General features: G+C 42.2%; 17 protein-coding genes and 1 other RNA gene. 14 read left to right on the top strand and 4 right to left on the bottom strand.

Annotated elements, in window-relative coordinates; genetic code table 11:
• The first annotated feature begins 55 nt into the window (after window positions 1-55).
• Entirely contained in the window at window positions 56-271 is a 216-nt protein-coding gene (locus RMZ95_RS29090; RefSeq protein WP_099101757.1) for a hypothetical protein, read from the top strand.
• A gap of 157 nt (window positions 272-428) precedes the next feature.
• Here RMZ95_RS29090 and RMZ95_RS29085 read toward each other — a convergent pair whose 3' ends face one another.
• The 3 genes from RMZ95_RS29085 to aroB form a co-directional block, all read right to left on the bottom strand.
• Entirely contained in the window at window positions 429-749 is a 321-nt protein-coding gene (locus tag RMZ95_RS29085) for a hypothetical protein (RefSeq protein WP_322674302.1), read from the bottom strand.
• A gap of 262 nt (window positions 750-1,011) precedes the next feature.
• On the bottom strand, window positions 1,012-1,590 hold the full coding sequence (locus RMZ95_RS29080; RefSeq protein ID WP_322684060.1) for a Uma2 family endonuclease: 579 nt from the start codon (window positions 1,588-1,590) through the stop codon (window positions 1,012-1,014).
• 111 nt (window positions 1,591-1,701) lie between these two features.
• Complete coding sequence (gene aroB / locus RMZ95_RS29075; RefSeq protein WP_322674304.1) at window positions 1,702-2,814, bottom strand: 3-dehydroquinate synthase; 1,113 nt, start codon at window positions 2,812-2,814, stop codon at window positions 1,702-1,704.
• Window positions 2,815-3,049: 235 nt separating this feature from the next.
• Here aroB and petL point away from each other — a divergent pair, with 235 nt between their 5' ends.
• The 10 genes from petL to ssrA all read left to right on the top strand — a co-directional run bounded on the left by petL (window position 3,050) and on the right by ssrA (window position 10,332).
• On the top strand, window positions 3,050-3,145 hold the full coding sequence (gene petL, locus RMZ95_RS29070) for a cytochrome b6-f complex subunit PetL (RefSeq protein WP_099101760.1): 96 nt from the start codon (window positions 3,050-3,052) through the stop codon (window positions 3,143-3,145).
• 268 nt (window positions 3,146-3,413) lie between these two features.
• Window positions 3,414-3,854: an ATP synthase subunit I gene (locus RMZ95_RS29065; RefSeq protein WP_322674330.1), complete on the top strand. Its 441-nt coding sequence runs from the start codon at window positions 3,414-3,416 to the stop codon at window positions 3,852-3,854.
• A 60-nt stretch (window positions 3,855-3,914) separates the two neighbouring features.
• On the top strand, window positions 3,915-4,676 hold the full coding sequence (atpB, locus tag RMZ95_RS29060) for a F0F1 ATP synthase subunit A (protein WP_012411161.1): 762 nt from the start codon (window positions 3,915-3,917) through the stop codon (window positions 4,674-4,676).
• 151 nt (window positions 4,677-4,827) lie between these two features.
• On the top strand, window positions 4,828-5,073 hold the full coding sequence (atpE, locus tag RMZ95_RS29055) for an ATP synthase F0 subunit C (protein ID WP_012411162.1): 246 nt from the start codon (window positions 4,828-4,830) through the stop codon (window positions 5,071-5,073).
• Between the two features lie 181 nt (window positions 5,074-5,254).
• The gene (locus RMZ95_RS29050; RefSeq protein ID WP_322674306.1) at window positions 5,255-5,686 is read left to right on the top strand and encodes a F0F1 ATP synthase subunit B'; all 432 of its coding nucleotides are present in this window, start codon (window positions 5,255-5,257) and stop codon (window positions 5,684-5,686) included.
• A gap of 193 nt (window positions 5,687-5,879) precedes the next feature.
• Window positions 5,880-6,452, top strand: a complete 573-nt coding sequence (locus tag RMZ95_RS29045) for a F0F1 ATP synthase subunit B (RefSeq protein ID WP_322674307.1) — start codon at window positions 5,880-5,882, stop codon at window positions 6,450-6,452.
• Entirely contained in the window at window positions 6,449-7,003 is a 555-nt protein-coding gene (atpH, locus tag RMZ95_RS29040; protein WP_322674308.1) for an ATP synthase F1 subunit delta, read from the top strand. Before RMZ95_RS29045 ends, atpH begins: the two co-directional genes overlap by 4 nt.
• Before the next feature lie 208 nt (window positions 7,004-7,211).
• On the top strand, window positions 7,212-8,726 hold the full coding sequence (gene atpA / locus RMZ95_RS29035) for a F0F1 ATP synthase subunit alpha (protein WP_322674309.1): 1,515 nt from the start codon (window positions 7,212-7,214) through the stop codon (window positions 8,724-8,726).
• Window positions 8,727-8,822: 96 nt separating this feature from the next.
• Window positions 8,823-9,770: a F0F1 ATP synthase subunit gamma gene (locus RMZ95_RS29030; protein WP_322674310.1), complete on the top strand. Its 948-nt coding sequence runs from the start codon at window positions 8,823-8,825 to the stop codon at window positions 9,768-9,770.
• Window positions 9,771-9,941: 171 nt separating this feature from the next.
• Window positions 9,942-10,332: a transfer-messenger RNA gene (gene ssrA, locus RMZ95_RS29025) on the top strand.
• Between the two features lie 387 nt (window positions 10,333-10,719).
• Here ssrA and RMZ95_RS29020 read toward each other — a convergent pair.
• Window positions 10,720-11,175 (bottom strand): helix-turn-helix domain-containing protein, encoded by a 456-nt coding sequence (locus RMZ95_RS29020; protein ID WP_322674311.1) that lies wholly within the window; start codon window positions 11,173-11,175, stop codon window positions 10,720-10,722.
• Window positions 11,176-12,269: 1,094 nt separating this feature from the next.
• Between RMZ95_RS29020 and RMZ95_RS29015 the strand changes: the two genes are divergently transcribed.
• The 3 genes from RMZ95_RS29015 (at window position 12,270) to RMZ95_RS29005 (ending at window position 17,331) form a co-directional block, all read left to right on the top strand.
• Entirely contained in the window at window positions 12,270-14,009 is a 1,740-nt protein-coding gene (locus tag RMZ95_RS29015; protein WP_322674312.1) for a diflavin flavoprotein, read from the top strand.
• 152 nt (window positions 14,010-14,161) lie between these two features.
• Entirely contained in the window at window positions 14,162-15,874 is a 1,713-nt protein-coding gene (locus RMZ95_RS29010) for a diflavin flavoprotein (protein ID WP_322684061.1), read from the top strand.
• Window positions 15,875-16,269: 395 nt separating this feature from the next.
• Window positions 16,270-17,331: a hypothetical protein gene (locus tag RMZ95_RS29005; RefSeq protein WP_322684062.1), complete on the top strand. Its 1,062-nt coding sequence runs from the start codon at window positions 16,270-16,272 to the stop codon at window positions 17,329-17,331.
• Window positions 17,332-17,392 lie beyond the last annotated feature (61 nt).

Here is a 17,392-nt window from a genome sequence, read left to right as displayed (position 1 = left end):
ATACATAAGTGGAAAATTTAATTGCACTCCATAGATTGATAATAAATGTAAAGCTATGATTGCTCAACATTACAACTCAATTCATGTTGAAAATGACTTGCTTAAACAAATCAAAATTAAAGAAAATCAGCTAAAAATTGCACAAGAGTCTGAGATGCTTCATGTAGCAGAAGAATTACAGAGTCAATTATTAAAGCTACAATCTCAATTATCAGAGCCGCAAGAGCAAGACGTTGAAATTCAAGCGTTGATGAGTTTGCTAGACGAATAAAATTGTAAAATTTTGTTGCAAAATTTATTGGTAATACAAAACCTCTGTTGCCCAAAAGCAAAGCATAGTGATTGTGATGTCTGGGAATGTAGCTTATGTGCTACAGCTTAAGAATTAACAAGACAAGCAAAAGCCATAGAAGAGTGATGATTCTTACTTAGATAAGACGTTGGGGTTTTTGCTGAGTATGTGGTCTTTTGCTTTGCGGTACTGAATCAATCTTAAGAATAGGTTTAATTGGGCGCTGTTGTCTTTGATTAAGAATTTGAATTTCTCTCTCAATTGAATCTTTTCCTTGTCTAAAAAATTCTTGAGAATTATATGGAACCAAGTCACGGGATAAATGTTGAGCTTGTCTTGGAGTCAAACTAGGAACTGCTTGTTCAGCATTGGCACAAGTCTGTACAGCCAGTAAAAAAGCTGTTGAAAGCACCAAAGGTTTTATTTTTATACATCCGGTAAATATTAGGTTTAACATAGTTGATAGATCGGTTACGTGAAGACAGTTTCCAACCATATTAGTGTTGGTCTGATTATAAATAAAGTAGACTTATTCCCTTGCTAATTACCTCCTACAAATGGATGAATTATCAATTAATCAGCTAAACTATTAGTATAGTACAGCGTAAATACAGCTACTATCTAAATTAACCAGATAAGTTGCTCAAGCAACTGGTTAAAGTTAGGCAAACCTTCCATGACTTTAAATTTTGATGTATGTTTAAAGCAAGAGAATTGTGCTATTCAGTAGTGAATGGAATTTTCGCCTTTTGAAACACCTGCTCAACAGTAAATTGCAGTCCTTCAAACAAAGAATCTGTGAGTAGTTCTTCTCCCATATAAGTTTGTGGTGCTGTATCTGGATAAAAAACAGTAATGCTTCTGGCTTTACTATCTAATACCCATACCCGCAGCACCTTAGCATCCAAATAGTCTTTGGCTTTAGCCGCCATTTGTCCAAAAGTTTGCCCTGGGGAAATAATCTCAATCACCAAATCAGGAGGAACAGAACATGCTCCTTCTTTATCCCAATCAGGGGGTAAACGTTCATTAGAAATATATAAAATATCCGGTATTGGCATCCAATCTCGCCCTCGACGAGTTAATGCAACAGCTAATTCTGGGCAAACTTCTCCTTTTCCCTCACAGCATTGCTCAATCAAATTCAAAAGGGCACGAGTAAGTTTAGAGTGGAATTTTTTTGGTGACATTTTAGGAATTGCTTCACCATCAACAAGTTCGTAGGTGATATCTCCCTCGCCTGGTGGAAGATTTAGGAACTCTTGCAAAGTTAATTGATTTTTGGCTTGGAGTATCATGACTCATTAATTCGTAATTGAAGGACAGAGCAACTAACTTTTATTCTGACTCCTGTTAGCGGTAGCGGGGCGTTTAGCCCATTCTGACTTCTGAATTCTTCTTCAAATTATTTACATTCCCCGCAACACTTGCCGAATAATATCCGATGGCACTTCATCGGTAATTGTTACCACACCAATCTCTGTTGGTAAAACAAACCGAACTTTCCCGGCTTGGACTTTCTTATCTAATTGCAACGCCTCAATAATTGCTTCAATATCTACCCCATCTGGTAACTGAGTCGGTAAACCCGCTTTTTGAATTAAAGCGTTTTGACGTTCTGTGTCTTCCTTTTGCCACAGTCCTAAATCCACAGCAATTTGACCGGCTGCTACCATACCAATAGCTACCGCTTCACCATGATTTACTAGACGATAACCAGTCAAACTTTCCACTGTATGACCGATGGTGTGTCCATAATTGAGAATTGCGCGTAATCCGCCTTCTTTCTCATCTTTGCCAACAACATCAGCTTTAGCTTGACAAGAGCGCGTTAATATGTTGGTTATTAGGTCAGGTTTGACATAGCGGAGTTGGTCGAGGCGTTTACTTGCTTCTAACTGGGCAAACAATTCGGCATCCCAAATCACACCGTACTTGATAACTTCTGCCATCCCTGCCCGAAACTCGCGCATAGGTAGAGTTTTTAACACATCTGGGTCAATCAAAACTAAACGCGGTTGATGGAATGCCCCAATTAAGTTTTTACCGTGGGGATGATTCACGCCAGTTTTGCCACCAATTGCCGAATCTACCATCGCCAACAAAGAGGTAGGCACTTGGACAACATTAATCCCGCGTAGCCAAGTTGCAGCCGCAAAGCCAGTCATATCGCCAATTACACCTCCGCCCAAAGCCACCATCGTAGAAGAACGTTCTAAACGGTTTTCCAAGGCTACATCGTAGAGTTTTTGGATGGAATTGAGGGTTTTGTAACGTTCACCAGGTGGTAGAGTGCAGCTAGCAACTTCAAATCCAGCAGATTTTAGGGATGTAATAGCTCTTTCGCCAAAATGCTTAAAAATCGTCGGATTAGAAACTAGCATTACCTTCTTGCCCAACTTGAGACTGGCCATCTGTTGACCCAGTTGGTCTAAACTTGAAGGTGCGTTAGCGTAGCTCAACGAAGTTATCGCAATCTCATAAGACTGCTCTGGTAGATTTACATTAATTACAGAAGTCATTGCCCAACCCCAAACAAGCGTCCGTGGGCTGTATTGTATCGCAATCTAGAAAATGGGCATAGGGCATTGGGGATTGGGGATTGGTAAGAATCAGGGAAGCAGGGGGAGAAGTTGCAGTAACTATTTCTCTTCTACCCCCATACCCAATGCCCCATACCCAATGCCCAATGCCCTATGCCCAATACCCAACAACTAATGATTCAATAGATTTAGGAAGTATTCTGGAGAGCAATAAATGTTTGCAATTGTATCTTATATCGTCTTCTTGGGTTTATTCTTTGGCTTATCTGTAGGATTGCTGTTCGGTCTACGGACTGCCAAAATAATTTAATCGAGGTATATTCAACCCAAAACTCTTGTGGGGGCGGGCATCTTGCCTGCCCTCAGTTTACAAATAGGCTATAAAACCTTTACTTTTTCACCAAGTCCGGCAACGTGGACTTGGTAAAATTGCTGTTGGCTTTAGTCCGTCGGTACTTACTGCCTGATGTTGACAAGAAGTTAATTGTTTTTTCCTAAAGTATTGTTACCGCATCGTGATATGATTCAGCTGACTGAATGTGCAGTCATCATATTTAACTGTACTGGTTTCAAGTCCCGTGAGCTTGTCAGACGAATCAATTGCGCCCACTCCGACAACGCAACAAGATGCTAAAACTGGTTCTGGAGGCACAGAATCAGGTAACTCCATGCAAGAGTTCCATGAACTCTTCCAGCGATTGTTGGTAATCACGCTTGTCTTGACGGGGGTTATTTTTATCTCTGTGTGGATTTTTTATTCCTTAAACATTGCCCTAAATTATTTAATTGGGGCGTGTACAGGTGTGGTTTACTTAAAAATGTTGGCTAGAGACGTTGAGCAGCTTGGTAGTCAGAAAACCAGTCTGAGTAAAACTCGTTTTGCTCTGTTTATTGGAGTGATGATCGTGGCAACTCAATGGCGTGAGCTACAGATTTTGCCCATATTTTTGGGATTTCTAACTTACAAAGCCACGCTCCTCGTCTATATGGTGCAAATTGCGTTCATTCCTGATTCTTAAAAAGTCAGGCTCACAAAGATAGTAATCCCATCCTCGCTCGTTGGGGAAAATGCTTGAAGAATGCAAATGCTTAGTGTCTTAAACGCCTTTAATTCTTTTCCCCTCGCCGAATTAGAAGTAGGACATCATTTCTACTGGCAGTTGGGCAATCTTAAAATTCATGGGCAAGTTTTTCTCACCTCATGGTTTGTGATTAGTATTCTAGTAGTGGCTTCAATAGCTGCTACTCGCAACGCACAAAGAATTCCCAAGGGCATCCAGAATTTGATGGAATATGCCTTAGAATTTATTCGCGATCTGGCAAAAAACCAACTTGGTGAGAAAGAGTACCGCCCTTGGGTGCCATTTATTGGCACATTGTTCTTGTTTATTTTCGTATCGAACTGGTCAGGCGCGTTAATTCCCTGGAAGCTCATCAAGCTACCTTCAGGCGAGTTGGCTGCTCCCACCAATGACATCAATACGACTGTTGCATTAGCATTGCTAACTTCCTTAGCGTACTTTTACGCAGGTTTTAGCAAGCGGGGTTTAGGCTACTTTAAGAAATATATAGAGCCAACACCCGTTTTGTTGCCGATCGCAATTCTAGAAGATTTCACCAAACCCCTCTCCCTAAGCTTCCGGCTATTTGGTAATATTTTGGCGGATGAATTGGTTGTAGCGGTGTTGGTGCTGCTAGTTCCTCTATTTGTACCTCTGCCTGTAATGGCCTTGGGTTTATTTACCAGTGCCATTCAAGCTCTGGTTTTCGCCACCCTAGCCGGAGCATACATTCATGAGGCAATGGAGGGGCATGGTGGAGAAGAACATGAGGAGCATTAAACTTCTCAGTTGATAGCACAGTCAAGAAGAGCATATTCGCTCAAAACATCGCAAAGCGCGATCGAAAGAACTCCTGTGCAGCGTGAAAATCACGTTTCTAATCGTTAACGTAATGTCTGTTAGTTTTGTAATCAAAGCAAGGAAAATCAACATGGATCCATTAGTTCAGGCTGCTTCAGTTCTCGCTGCTGCTTTAGCGATTGGTTTAGCTGCAATTGGCCCTGGTATTGGTCAAGGAAACGCTGCTGGACAAGCAGTAGAAGGTATTGCTCGTCAACCTGAAGCAGAAGGAAAAATTCGCGGTACTCTGCTATTAACCTTGGCATTCATGGAATCCTTGACTATCTATGGTCTAGTAATTGCCCTGGTATTGCTGTTTGCTAATCCTTTCGGCTAATACCTGAAATTTTTGTGAGTGTGGAGACGTGAACCATCACGCCTCTACAATCGAAATGTTTTAGGTATCTCAATAGTTATAATGTTCAGTTGACCCTTGTTGGCTATGGGTCTCTAAAATATGAAAGGTTGGATGATGTTGCTAGCCATGAAAACTGCTACTCCAGCCAAAGAGGAGACAAATGTTTGATTTCGATGCTACCTTGCCCTTCATGGCATTGCAATTCCTGCTACTAGCAGCTTTGTTGAATGCAATTTTCTATAAGCCACTGACCAAGGTACTAGACGATCGCGATAGTTATATCCGAACGAATACCCTTGAGGCGAAAGAAAGCTTGGCAAAAGCCGAGCGTTTAGCCGCCGAATATGAGCAACAACTCGCAGACGCTCGTAGACAATCGCAAGCTACTCTAGAAGCAGCTCAACTGGAAGCTAAAAAAATTACTGCCGAGAAAATCGCTGAAGCCCAAAAGGAAGCTCAGTCTCAACGAGAACAAGCTTCTGTTGAAATAGAACAACAAAAGCAAGAAGCTTTTCGCACCTTAGAGCAACAAGTTGATGCTTTAAGCCGGCAGATTCTAGAAAAACTATTGGGGCCAACTCCAGTTAGATAAGCTAACTAGACTGGCTCTGCGAAAGCATACGCGCAACTGGGCCCTAGTCCAGAGCGCAAAATTTAAGTGTCAAATAAAGGCACTTTTTCCCTTCTGGGGAAAGATACTTAATTTCCTTACGGGGAAAAGATACTTAAATTTCCTTCCCTTGGGAAAAATACAACGTATTAGCAAGCGAGCAGCGCACTTGTAAATGGGTATCATGGGGACATTCTTATTACTTGCCGCAGAAGCGAACGCTGTTCACTCTGAATTGGCAGAAGGCGCAGCAGAAGGTGGTTTCGGTCTAAACCTAGACATTTTTGAAACCAATCTGATTAATCTAGCGATTCTGGTTGGCATCTTATTCTACTTCGGACGTAAAGTTTTAAGCAATATCCTGAACGAGCGACAATCCAATATTGCCACCGCAATTCAGGAAGCAGAAGGGCGCTTAAAAGAGGCAAAGACTGCCCTTTCCCAAGCGCAAGAGCAGTTGAAGCAATCTCAGGCAGAAGCAGAACGTATCCGCCAATCGGCCACAGAAAACGCCCAAAAGACGAAAGAAGCCTTGTTGGCGAAGGCAGCGCAAGACGTAGAACGCTTGAAACAAACAGCAGCAGCAGATTTAAATACCGAAACAGAGCGAGCGATCGCTCAACTGCGGCAAAGAGTTGCTGCACTAGCATTGCAAAAAGTCGAATCGCAACTCAAAGGCGGGATTGCCGACGATGCTCAACAAAGTTTAATTGACCGCAGCATCGCACAACTGGGAGGCAATGTATGACAAGTCAGGTAGCAACAGCCGAAATAGCCCAGCCCTATGCACAGGCACTTTTGTCAATAGCGCAATCGAAAAATTTGACAGAAGAGTTCGGGGAAGATGCGCGTACTTTACTGGGACTCTTAAGAGCCGACAAACAGCTACAAAACTTCTTCAGCAACCCGTTTATTCAGGCTGAGAACAAAAAAGCTCTCATCAAACAAATACTCGGTGAAGGCTCTAACCCCTACTTACGCAACTTTTTGTTAGTGCTAGTAGACAAACGCCGCATTGCATTCTTGGAATCAATTTTTCAACAATATCTGGCGCTGTTGCGGCAGCTGAATCAAACCGTATTAGCGGAAGTAATTTCAGCCGTTCCCCTCACAGAAGCTCAACAGCAGGCAATTATCCAAAAGGTCATTGCCATCAGTAATGCTCGCCAGGTAGAACTAGAAACCAGGGTAGACAGTGAGTTAATTGGTGGTGTGATCATTAAAGTAGGTTCGCAGGTAATTGACGCCAGTATTCGGGGTCAGTTGCGTCGCCTTTCATTGCGCTTAACTAATAGCTAGAAAGTTAGGAGTAGAGACGCGATTAATCGCGTCTGTACAGGAGTTAGGAGTTAGAAGTTAGGAGTTAAGAGTTAAGTAAACAATAATTTATTTTGACTTTTAACTTTTAACCTTTGCTTTTTTAACTCATCCGTCTTAACTCATCACTCTTAACTCATCACTCCTAACTATTGAATTTTCCCGTCTCGAAAGCAAACAAGATAGACACATGAGCATATCAATTAGACCTGACGAAATTAGCAGCATTATCCAACAACAAATCGAGCAATACGATCAAGAGGTCAAAGTTGCTAACGTTGGTACTGTCCTACAAGTTGGTGACGGGATTGCCCGGATCTATGGTCTGGAAAAGGCTATGGCTGGGGAACTCTTAGAATTTGAAGATGGCACAATTGGCATCGCCCAAAACTTAGAAGAAGACAACGTGGGCGCGGTGCTTATGGGTGAAGGGCTAGAAATTCAAGAAGGTAGCTCTGTAACCGCCACTGGTAGAATTGCTCAGATTCCAGTAGGAGAAGCCTTAATTGGACGAGTTGTAGACGCTTTGGGTCGCCCCATCGATGGCAAGGGAGACATCAAATCCTCAGAAAGCCGTTTGATTGAATCTCCAGCACCCGGTATCATTGCTCGTCGGTCTGTACACGAACCCATGCAAACGGGGATTACAGCTATTGACTCAATGATTCCCATCGGTCGCGGTCAACGGGAATTGATTATTGGCGACCGTCAAACCGGTAAAACTGCGATCGCTATTGACACAATCATCAACCAGAAAGAAGAAGATGTAATTTGTGTCTACGTTGCGATCGGTCAAAAGGCTTCCACAGTCGCCAACGTAGTACAAACATTGCAAGAAAAAGGCGCACTTGATTACACCGTCGTCGTCACCGCTAGCGCCAGCGAACCAGCAACCCTACAATACTTAGCTCCTTACACAGGCGCAACTATTGCCGAGTACTTTATGTACAAAGGCAAAGCTACCCTGGTAATTTATGACGATCTCTCCAAGCAAGCCCAAGCTTATCGCCAAATGTCACTACTGCTGCGTCGTCCACCCGGACGCGAAGCTTACCCTGGAGATGTATTCTACATTCACTCCCGCTTGCTAGAAAGAGCAGCAAAGCTAAGTGACGAATTAGGTAAAGGCAGTATGACCGCCCTACCAATCATCGAAACCCAAGCTGGTGACGTTTCAGCATACATCCCCACCAACGTAATTTCCATTACCGATGGTCAGATATTTCTGTCTTCTGACTTGTTCAACGCTGGTATCCGTCCGGCTGTGAACCCCGGTATTTCTGTATCCCGCGTGGGTTCTGCTGCGCAAACCAAAGCAATGAAAAAAGTTGCCGGTAAGATTAAATTGGAACTAGCCCAATTTGACGACCTGCAAGCCTTCGCTCAATTTGCTTCTGACTTAGATAAAGCCACTCAAGACCAGTTGGCACGGGGTCAACGGTTACGCGAACTCCTCAAGCAGCCACAAAATTCGCCACTCTCAGTATACGAGCAAGTAGCAATTCTATACGCTGGTATCAATGGTTACTTAGATGACGTTTCCGTAGATAAAGTCACAACCTTTACCCAAGGTTTGCGCGAGTACTTAAAGACTGGTAAGTACGCCGAAGGAGTAAGAGCCTCCAAAGCGCTAGGTGATGCAGAAGAAGCTGCCTTAAAGGAAGCACTTACCGAATACAAGAAGACCTTCAAAGCAGCAGCGTAATTAAAGTGAGGAGTGAAGAGTTAAGAGTTAAAAGTTAATGAAATACTCCTACCTCTTAACTCCTAACTCCTAACTCCTAACTCCTAACTCAAGAATATGGCCAATCTAAAAGCAATACGCGATCGCATTCAGTCGGTCAAAAACACCAAAAAAATCACAGAAGCCATGCGTCTGGTAGCTGCGGCTAGAGTGCGCCGGGCGCAAGAACAAGTGCTAGCGACTCGCCCCTTTGCCGATCGCTTGGCACAAGTATTGTATGGTTTGCAAAGCCGTCTGCGCTTTGAAGAAGCAAACTTGCCACTGCTGAGAAAACGCCAAGTTAAATCAGTCGGGTTGTTGGTAATTTCAGGCGATCGCGGTCTATGCGGCGGCTACAATAGTAACGTTATCCGTCGTGCAGAAAATCGCGCCAAGGAAATCAAGGCAGAAGGTTTAAACTATCAATTTGTGTTAGTCGGACGGAAAGCTACACAGTACTTTCAGCGCCGCAATCAGCCAATTGACGCCACCTACAGCGGCTTAGAGCAAATTCCCACCGCAGCAGAAGCTAATCAGATTGCTGACCAACTACTTTCCTTGTTCCTTTCGGAAGAAGTTGACCGCATCGAATTAATTTACACCAGATTCCTTTCCTTAGTTAGCTCCCGTCCTGTGATACAAACTCTATTGCCCCTCGATCCGCAAGGTCTAGAAGCAGGCGATGATGAAATCTTCCGTTTGACAACCCGTGGCGGTAAATTTGAAGTTGAACGGGAGAAAGTGACTAGCCAAGCCCGCACGTTGGCTCCTGACATGATCTTTGAGCAAGATCCAGTGCAGATTCTCGATTCTCTATTGCCCCTGTATCTGAGTAACCAGCTATTGCGGGCGCTACAAGAATCGGCGGCTAGCGAACTAGCAGCGCGGATGACAGCCATGAGTAATGCCAGTGAAAATGCTGGTGAATTGATTAACACCCTCACGCTGTCCTACAATAAAGCCCGACAAGCTGCAATTACTCAAGAACTCCTAGAAGTTGTTGGTGGTGCTGAAGCACTAACTTAGAAAAATACTTGTTGTGGATCGTCGTAAATAGCCAATCGCTAATTTTAAAACCATTAACGATTGGCTATTTTGAGTAATGGCAGCCATATATCCTGACTTTGATAATTACGAATTACGAATTACGAATTACGAATTAAGAATCGCGTACTATAATTGAAATATGAAGCGCATGGGTCCGTCACGGTTTCGACAGGTTGGCGAACGCTGCTCTGTGATTCAGGTCGAGAGTGAGTCTCCTCTCGCAAATCAAAGGCTCAAACAAAAAGTAAATGCGAATAACATCGTTAACTTTGCTCGTAAGGATGCTCTAGTAGCAGCCTAAAACACCTCTTATAGGTTCGAGCGTCTTCGGTTTGACTCCGTTAAGGACTGAAGACCAAACCCCAACGGATGCTCTAGCAAGCGTTCTCTGGTTGGCTTGCTGGCTAAGATTAAATCAGAGCATCCTACGTTCGGGATAATGAACGATTCCCGCCTTGAGGGTCAGAAAGGCTAAACCTGTGAATGAGCGGGGGGTCAATACCCAATTTGGACAGCAGTTCGACTCTGCTCGGATCCACTAAAAATAGTTAACAAGTCCACTTGACACTGTGATGTGTAAGTGGACTTTGTTTTATGGAAAACTCCATCATAATTTTCTATAATGCACAATTAACTTGAGTTCAACGGCTAAAATAGCAATACCCTTCAGTGAAGCTCAAAATTTTTGGTAAAGATGCGAAACTGGACTGTTATCCTGTTGCGCTAAGGTGTCTCTACAATTTTCTCGGCAAAGCTTAAACAAAAATGTGTAGACTTCAGCGCCCAAGCCCAAATAACACCAAAAAGCGCAACAAGTATTATCTCTGCAAAAAGCAGGAACTTTTCAAGAATATAATCTTGGTTTTCAACCAAAATCTAGCGATCGCTACCCAAACGAAACAAGCGATCCGATTCCAAGATGGTGTAATCAACTAATCACGCTGTTTCTGGGTTTGTGTGCGCTTCCAAGCCTTCTTCCTCTTTTTTTCAGTACCCGTCGTAGTCGATCTGCACTCAAGTTTACTTGACGCTCAGATGCTAGTTTTTTTGCTAATTGTTTAGAGTTATAAGTCTCTGACTCTTGAGCTAAACAATTTTCGAGATAAACCAAATCTGATTCTGAATATCGTGGTTTTCCTCCTCGCCCAGGAGCATCCCATAAACCTGCTAAACCCATTTTTTCCCAGCGATGAAGGGTTTGACGCACTGTTGAAATCGCCCAATTCAAGCCTTTTGCAATTTGCTCATTTTTTAAGCCGCGAGTATTCAGCAGTAAAACTTGAGCGCGATCCTTAGTACGTTGAGGAACATCTTTGGCTTTTCTCAATTCTTCTAAAGTTAGCTTTTCTTCTTCTGTGAGAAACACTTTTAATCGGCATCCCATAAACAATAACCTTTTACAAAATCAATTTTTGTCATTTTTGTATCTATTTACGCCTGTATACTGAAACTATTTAGGTATTTCATGATACATTTCAAATATCTTAACTACAAGTATTAGGGATGTCGGCGTTTATAAGGCTACTACGCAATAAGTATTGGCTTGGGAAAACTATCAAAATTTGCATTTTTTCATCAACAATGGATTTTGATAAGAAGTTCGGCACATCAAGATTACACATTAACCTATATAGGTAAACTTATCTGATAGCCTGAAGCTGTAGCTTATAGCTATAACAAGAAAAATTTGTTGGCGTTATCTTGATTAATGTTTAAAGTCGATAATAAAGGACTGTATCATTAAATTCCTGAGATTATTCTTATGCTTACGGAGGTTTATCGAAACTTTAAAAATTATTTTTATGCTAGTTTCCTTTTAGATGAGTGGAAAAATATATACAAGCCTACTTTCTTTTTATTCAACTAGTCTCTGGAAATTTGCCTTGATTATCTCCAAAAAAATATCTTTTTTATCGACTTTACATAAAGTTTATATTCTCTGCACCATATTTTTGATTAAGACAAGATATTGAATACCCATTGAATAAACGCTTTTTGGAAGCCTAATAAGGTTTGTCCTACTTTTCCCACTTTTCCTACCTTTCCTACTTTTCCCACCTTTCCTACCTTTCCTACTTTTTTTAATTAAGTGAGTACCCGAAAAACATAAATTTTCCTATTTTCTACTTTATAAATATATTTTTTGACAATATGAAATATTAAAAGTAATCTCGACTTGGTAGGTAGACCAGCAATATAATAATAGTAAAATTATATCTTTTTAGTTAAAAATATAATTACTATGATATTTTTAAATTAAGATAAAACCAGATAAATAGCAAAAACAAGTACTCAGTAAAATTTAGGAATCAATTAATATTTAGTATATTTTTTGAGTCATATTTTTTGCTAAAAAACAGCAATAATTGATACAAGTTAAATTTTTAAAAAACTGATATTCATTACAACTTCAAAGAAAAATAATAGAGAGAATGGGGGCAGAAGAAAAACCTGTTAATTTGCGCTCGGAGACGAATAATGGTAACGATGTCTACGACCGGCAAGGCCCACGCAGAGAACGTTCAACATCGGTTAACTATACAAACTGTAGAAATTGCCCCTAACACAACGGCGATTCGCTCTCTTGACTGGGATCGCGATCGCTTTGATATCGAATTCGGACTGCAAAACGGTACAACCTACAATTCATATCTAATTAGGGGCGAACAAACAGTTTTGATCGATACTTCTCACCAGAAGTTTCGCGATCTGTATTTAGAGACTCTCAAAAGTCTTGTCAACCCCAAAACAATTGATTACATAATTGTTAGTCACACAGAGCCAGACCATAGCGGCTTGGTAGAAGATGTCCTTCAGTTAGCTCCTAGAGCCACTGTTTTAGCCTCAAAAGTTGCGCTGCAATTCCTTGAGGGATTAGTACACGATCCTTTTTCCAAGCGGGTTGTGAAAACTGGCGATCGCATCGATATCGGCAAAGGGCACGAAATGGAATTCGTGAGTGCGCCTAACCTGCACTGGCCGGATACGATCTTTAGCTTTGACCGCAAAACCCAAATTCTCTACACCTGTGATGCTTTTGGAATGCACTTCTGTGACGATCGCACCTTCGACGAAGATTTAGAAGCGATCGAAGCTGACTTTAGATTTTACTACGACTGCTTGATGGGCCCTAACGCTCGTTCGTTGCTGAATGCGATGAAGCGGATGGGCGATCTCGGAAAGATTAATATTATCGCCAATGGTCATGGGCCTTTATTATACCACCATTTAGATGTTCTGACCGGGTGCTACGAAAATTGGAGCCAAAAACAAGCGAAAGCAGAAACCACAGTTGGCTTGTTTTTTGTCTCAGAATATGGATATGGCGAACGCCTTGGTCACGCAATTGCCGAAGGTATCCTGAAAACTGGCGTTGGCGTAGAAGTACTGGATCTGAGTACTGCTGAAAGCCAAGAAATTCAAGAATTAGCTGGGAGAGCAGCTGGCATCATTATCGGGATGCCTCCAACTACCTCCGCCGCCGCCCAAGCTAGTATCAGTTCGGTGCTAGCTGTCGCCAAGAACAAGCAATTTCTTGGGCTGTTTGAATGTTACGGTGGGGATGATGAACCCATTGATACACTCCGCAGACAATTTCTTGACTCTGGCATCAAAGAAGCTTTTCCACCCATTCGGATTAAAGAGACTCCCAGCGCCTCAACATTCCAGTTGTGTGAAGAAGCGGGTAAAGACATCGGACAATTGCTAGTGCGCGATCGCAACATCAAGCAAATCAAGTCCCTTGATGTCAACATGGAAAAGGCACTGGGTCGCATTAGCAGCGGACTATATATAGTCACCACGAAAAAAGATAATGTCTCAAGTGCAATGCTGGCATCTTGGGTAACGCAAGCGAGTTTGCAACCATTAGGATTCACAATTGCCGTTGCTAAAGACCGCGCCATTGATTCCTTAATGCAAGTAGGCGATCGCTTCGTCCTCAACGTTTTGGAAGAAGGCAATTATCAAGAACTCAAGAAACACTTCCTCAAGCGCTTGCATCCTGGTGCTGACCGCTTTGCAGGAGTGAAAACTCAAATTGCGAAAAACGGTTCGCCGATTCTGACTGATGCTTTGGCATACATGGAATGTGAAATCCAGACCAGCATGGAATGCAGCGACCACTGGATATTATACTGCACCGTCCAAGAAGGTCGTGTCTCCAAAAACGATGGATTGACAGCCGTTCGCCATCGCAAAGTAGGTAATTACTACTAAATATTGGGCATGGGGCACGGGGCATAGGGCATGGAGTACGGGGTATGGGTTATTTATCTTTGTTCCCAATGCCCAATTCCCAATGCCCAATGCCCTATTCCCAATGCCCTATTTTCAATGCCCAATGCCCAATTCGCTAACTTTTAACAGCTATGACCAATTCCAAGCCACGCGACGTACAAGTTTTACCAATTGCTACCAATACTAAGGCTATCAGAGCGCGTAGTTGGTCACGTCTGCGGTTTGAAATTGAATACGCACTTGAAAGAGGTACTACTTCCAATTGCTATTTAATTGAAGCTGATAAAACCGCACTTATCGATCCACCGCCAGAAAGCTTTACCGAAATTTATTTAGAGGCATTGCGGCAGACTTTAGATTTGCAAAGTTTGGATTATATAATCTTGGGTCATTTTAGTCCCAATCGAGTTGCAACCCTCAAAGCAATTTTAGAACTAGCACCACAGGTAACTTTTGTCTGTTCTCTTCCTGGTGCGAACAATTTGCGTGCTGCTTTCTTAGAGCAAGATTTAAATGTCTTGGTGATGCGGGGGAAAGAAACTCTGGATTTAGGCAAGGGTCATGTTTTGAAATTCTTACCCACTCCGAGTCCGCGTTGGCCGGAAGGACTTTGTACCTACGACCAGCAAACCCAAATTCTCTACACAGATAAGTTATTTGCAACTCATCTTTGTGGTGATGATGTGTTTGATGATAACTGGGAAGCGCTCAAAGAAGACCAGCGTTACTACTTTAACTGCCTGATGGCTCCCCAAACTCCTCATGTGCAAGCAGCTTTGGAGAAAATATCAGATTTGCAGGTGAGAATGTATGCTGTAGGTCACGGGCCCTTGGTACGCACCGGCTTAATTGAACTTACCAAAGCTTATGGAGAGTGGAGCCGTTCTCACAACGATCGCGAAATTTCTGTTGCCCTACTTTACGCTTCAGCTTACGGAAATACAGCGACTTTAGCACAAGCGATCGCTCTGGGATTAACTAAAGGTGGAGTTGCAGTTAAATCGATTAACTGTGAATTTGCTACCCCTGATGAAATTCGCATCAACCTCGCGCAGTCAGAGGGTTTTATCATCGGTTCTCCTACCATTGGTGGTCATGCGCCAACTCCGATTCATACTGCTTTAGGGATTGTGTTATCGAGTGGTGACAACAGCAAACTCGCTGGAGTTTTTGGTTCCTACGGCTGGAGTGGCGAAGCCTTTGACTTAATCGAAGGTAAACTCCGGGATGCTGGGTATCGCTTCGGTTTTGACACTTTGAAGGTGAAGTTTAAACCTGATGATGTTACCCTCAAGTTCTGTGAAGAATTAGGTACAGACTTTGCCCAAGTACTGAAAAAGGCTAAAAAGGTACGCGTACCCCAACAAGCGGCTACTCCAGTGGAACAGGCTGTTGGTCGGATTGTTGGTTCCGTCTGCGTGGTGACAGCGAAACTTGGAGAAGTGTCTACCGCAATGTTAGGCGCTTGGGTTTCTCAAGCCACCTTCAACCCACCCGGAATCACAGTGGCGATCGCCAAAGAGCGAGCGATCGAATCTTTGATGTATCCAGGCGGTAAGTTTGCCTTAAATATTTTACCTGAAGGCAATCATCAAGATTACATGAAACATTTCCGTAAATCTTTCGCGCCTGGGGAAGATCGATTTGCCAACTTTAGTACAGCAGTTGCAGATAACGGTTGTACTGTCCTCACTGATGCATCAGCATATTTGGAATGTTCAGTCAACCAACGTCTGGAATGTGGCGATCATTGGGTTGTGTATGCAACTGTAGATGAAGGGAAATTACTCAAGCCTGATGCTGTGACTGCCATTAACCATCGCAAAACTGGCACTCATTATTAACTTTTATTGGTACTCTCCAACTTAGGAGATTACCGTGCAATGCGACTCTAGCAGCATTTTTGCTACTTACTCAGTATGCTAGGGATACAATCAACCACGCTAGATGTCTGCACATCTGATAAATCCACCTACACATGAGAGTGATAGGTGGATTAATTTTTTTTGCTGAGAAGAATGCGTTTAGAAAAAACAGCAATGGTTAAACACACGTATCTACATAATAAATTCATATTTTCTTTAGCATAAATTTACACGTATAGAATTTAACATATACAAAATATGATTAAGTAAAGGTTATGAAGCTATTAAAATCCGATCTCATGAATTATTGTAATGTTTCATGACTAAGCTTAAAAATTTATTACATTCAGCCAGTGAAAATAAGGAGATCCTAATTGATTAGGAAAATAGACGCGCAAAATTTTCAGCTTAAGCCGCTTGGGACTTACTTGGTTGAAGCTGAACTAATTACTCCAGATCAATTAGACACAGCACTCAAGACACAAAAGTTAAGTGGTGAACAGTTGGGAGAAATTCTGGCAATACATGGTTTTGTTAAGCAGCAAACCATTGAATACTTCATGTCAAACGTTGTATTGCCAGAGCGACGCAAAATCTTGAAAAACCAATCTTATTCAGACAATGGTAAGAGCGATCGCATATCTGTAATTGAGTCAACGAGTTCGATAAAACCAGAAGATGCGATCTTGCTGTTGCAATCATCGCATCAATTCAAAGTATATCTTTCTGCCAACAAAACCCTCAAATTCCTGCTTGGCGTGGTTTTATGTTTGGCTCTTGTCAGTCTTTTTGCTAATTACAATGTCTACTATCTACCTGACTTCCCTGGGAGAGATATCTTTAGAATTATATTCGACCTCAACAGCGAGGATAGTATTCCTACAATTTACTCTGGAGGAGCTTTACTATTTTGTTCTATTCTGCTAGAAATCATTTTCCAAGCTCAGAAGTCAACTAAAAATAAAGACTTCTGGGCATGGAGAGGATTATCAATAGTCTTTGCTGGTTTGTTCTTAGACGAATTGATCAGTCTTCATGAAAGACTAACTACACCATTGCGAAGTACATTCAGTACCAGTGGTTTTTTGTACTACGCTTGGGTGATTGTGGGTGCTATCTTCGTACTCGGATTCTTGCTAATGTTTGGGCGATTTGTGTTTACTCTTCCTAGCAAGACACGACGCTTATTTTTCATTGCTGGAACAATCTACGTGGCAGGTGCAATTGTTAGTGAATTGATAGGCGGATACTATGAATATTACTACACCCCCAATAACATGGTTTATGTCTTCATAACGACTATAGAAGAAGTGCTAGAGATGCTGGGCATAGTTATCTTTATTTATACGCTGTTGTCGTACATAAGTTGCAATATTAAAGGTCTAGATATAGGAGTCCACATTAGTGGTTATAGGAAGCAAGACCAGCGGACTTAGCTCAAACATATAGCAATCTGATTTGATTTCTGAATTAATCGTAGGGACTAGGGACTGGGGA

This window comes from Nostoc sp. DedQUE07 (assembly GCF_034530975.2).
In the GTDB taxonomy this organism is placed as follows: Bacteria; Cyanobacteriota; Cyanobacteriia; order Cyanobacteriales; family Nostocaceae; genus Nostoc.
Note: the sequence above shows the minus strand (reverse complement) of the source record. Positions and strands in the feature narration are given on the sequence as shown.

Bases quoted from the DNA above. Each gene is read 5' to 3' on its own strand.
- RMZ95_RS29090 (WP_099101757.1), top strand. From the start codon at position 56: ATGATTGCTCAACATTACAACTCAATTCATGTTGAAAATGACTTGCTT.
- RMZ95_RS29085 (WP_322674302.1), bottom strand. From the start codon at position 749: ATGTTAAACCTAATATTTACCGGATGTATAAAAATAAAACCTTTGGTG.
- RMZ95_RS29080 (WP_322684060.1), bottom strand. From the start codon at position 1,590: ATGATACTCCAAGCCAAAAATCAATTAACTTTGCAAGAGTTCCTAAAT.
- aroB (WP_322674304.1), bottom strand. From the start codon at position 2,814: ATGACTTCTGTAATTAATGTAAATCTACCAGAGCAGTCTTATGAGATT.
- petL (WP_099101760.1), top strand. From the start codon at position 3,050: ATGTTTGCAATTGTATCTTATATCGTCTTCTTGGGTTTATTCTTTGGC.
- atpB (WP_012411161.1), top strand. From the start codon at position 3,915: ATGCAAATGCTTAGTGTCTTAAACGCCTTTAATTCTTTTCCCCTCGCC.
- atpE (WP_012411162.1), top strand. From the start codon at position 4,828: ATGGATCCATTAGTTCAGGCTGCTTCAGTTCTCGCTGCTGCTTTAGCG.
- RMZ95_RS29050 (WP_322674306.1), top strand. From the start codon at position 5,255: ATGTTTGATTTCGATGCTACCTTGCCCTTCATGGCATTGCAATTCCTG.
- RMZ95_RS29045 (WP_322674307.1), top strand. From the start codon at position 5,880: ATGGGTATCATGGGGACATTCTTATTACTTGCCGCAGAAGCGAACGCT.
- atpH (WP_322674308.1), top strand. From the start codon at position 6,449: ATGACAAGTCAGGTAGCAACAGCCGAAATAGCCCAGCCCTATGCACAG.
- atpA (WP_322674309.1), top strand. From the start codon at position 7,212: ATGAGCATATCAATTAGACCTGACGAAATTAGCAGCATTATCCAACAA.
- RMZ95_RS29030 (WP_322674310.1), top strand. From the start codon at position 8,823: ATGGCCAATCTAAAAGCAATACGCGATCGCATTCAGTCGGTCAAAAAC.
- RMZ95_RS29020 (WP_322674311.1), bottom strand. From the start codon at position 11,175: ATGGGATGCCGATTAAAAGTGTTTCTCACAGAAGAAGAAAAGCTAACT.
- RMZ95_RS29015 (WP_322674312.1), top strand. From the start codon at position 12,270: ATGGTAACGATGTCTACGACCGGCAAGGCCCACGCAGAGAACGTTCAA.
- RMZ95_RS29010 (WP_322684061.1), top strand. From the start codon at position 14,162: ATGACCAATTCCAAGCCACGCGACGTACAAGTTTTACCAATTGCTACC.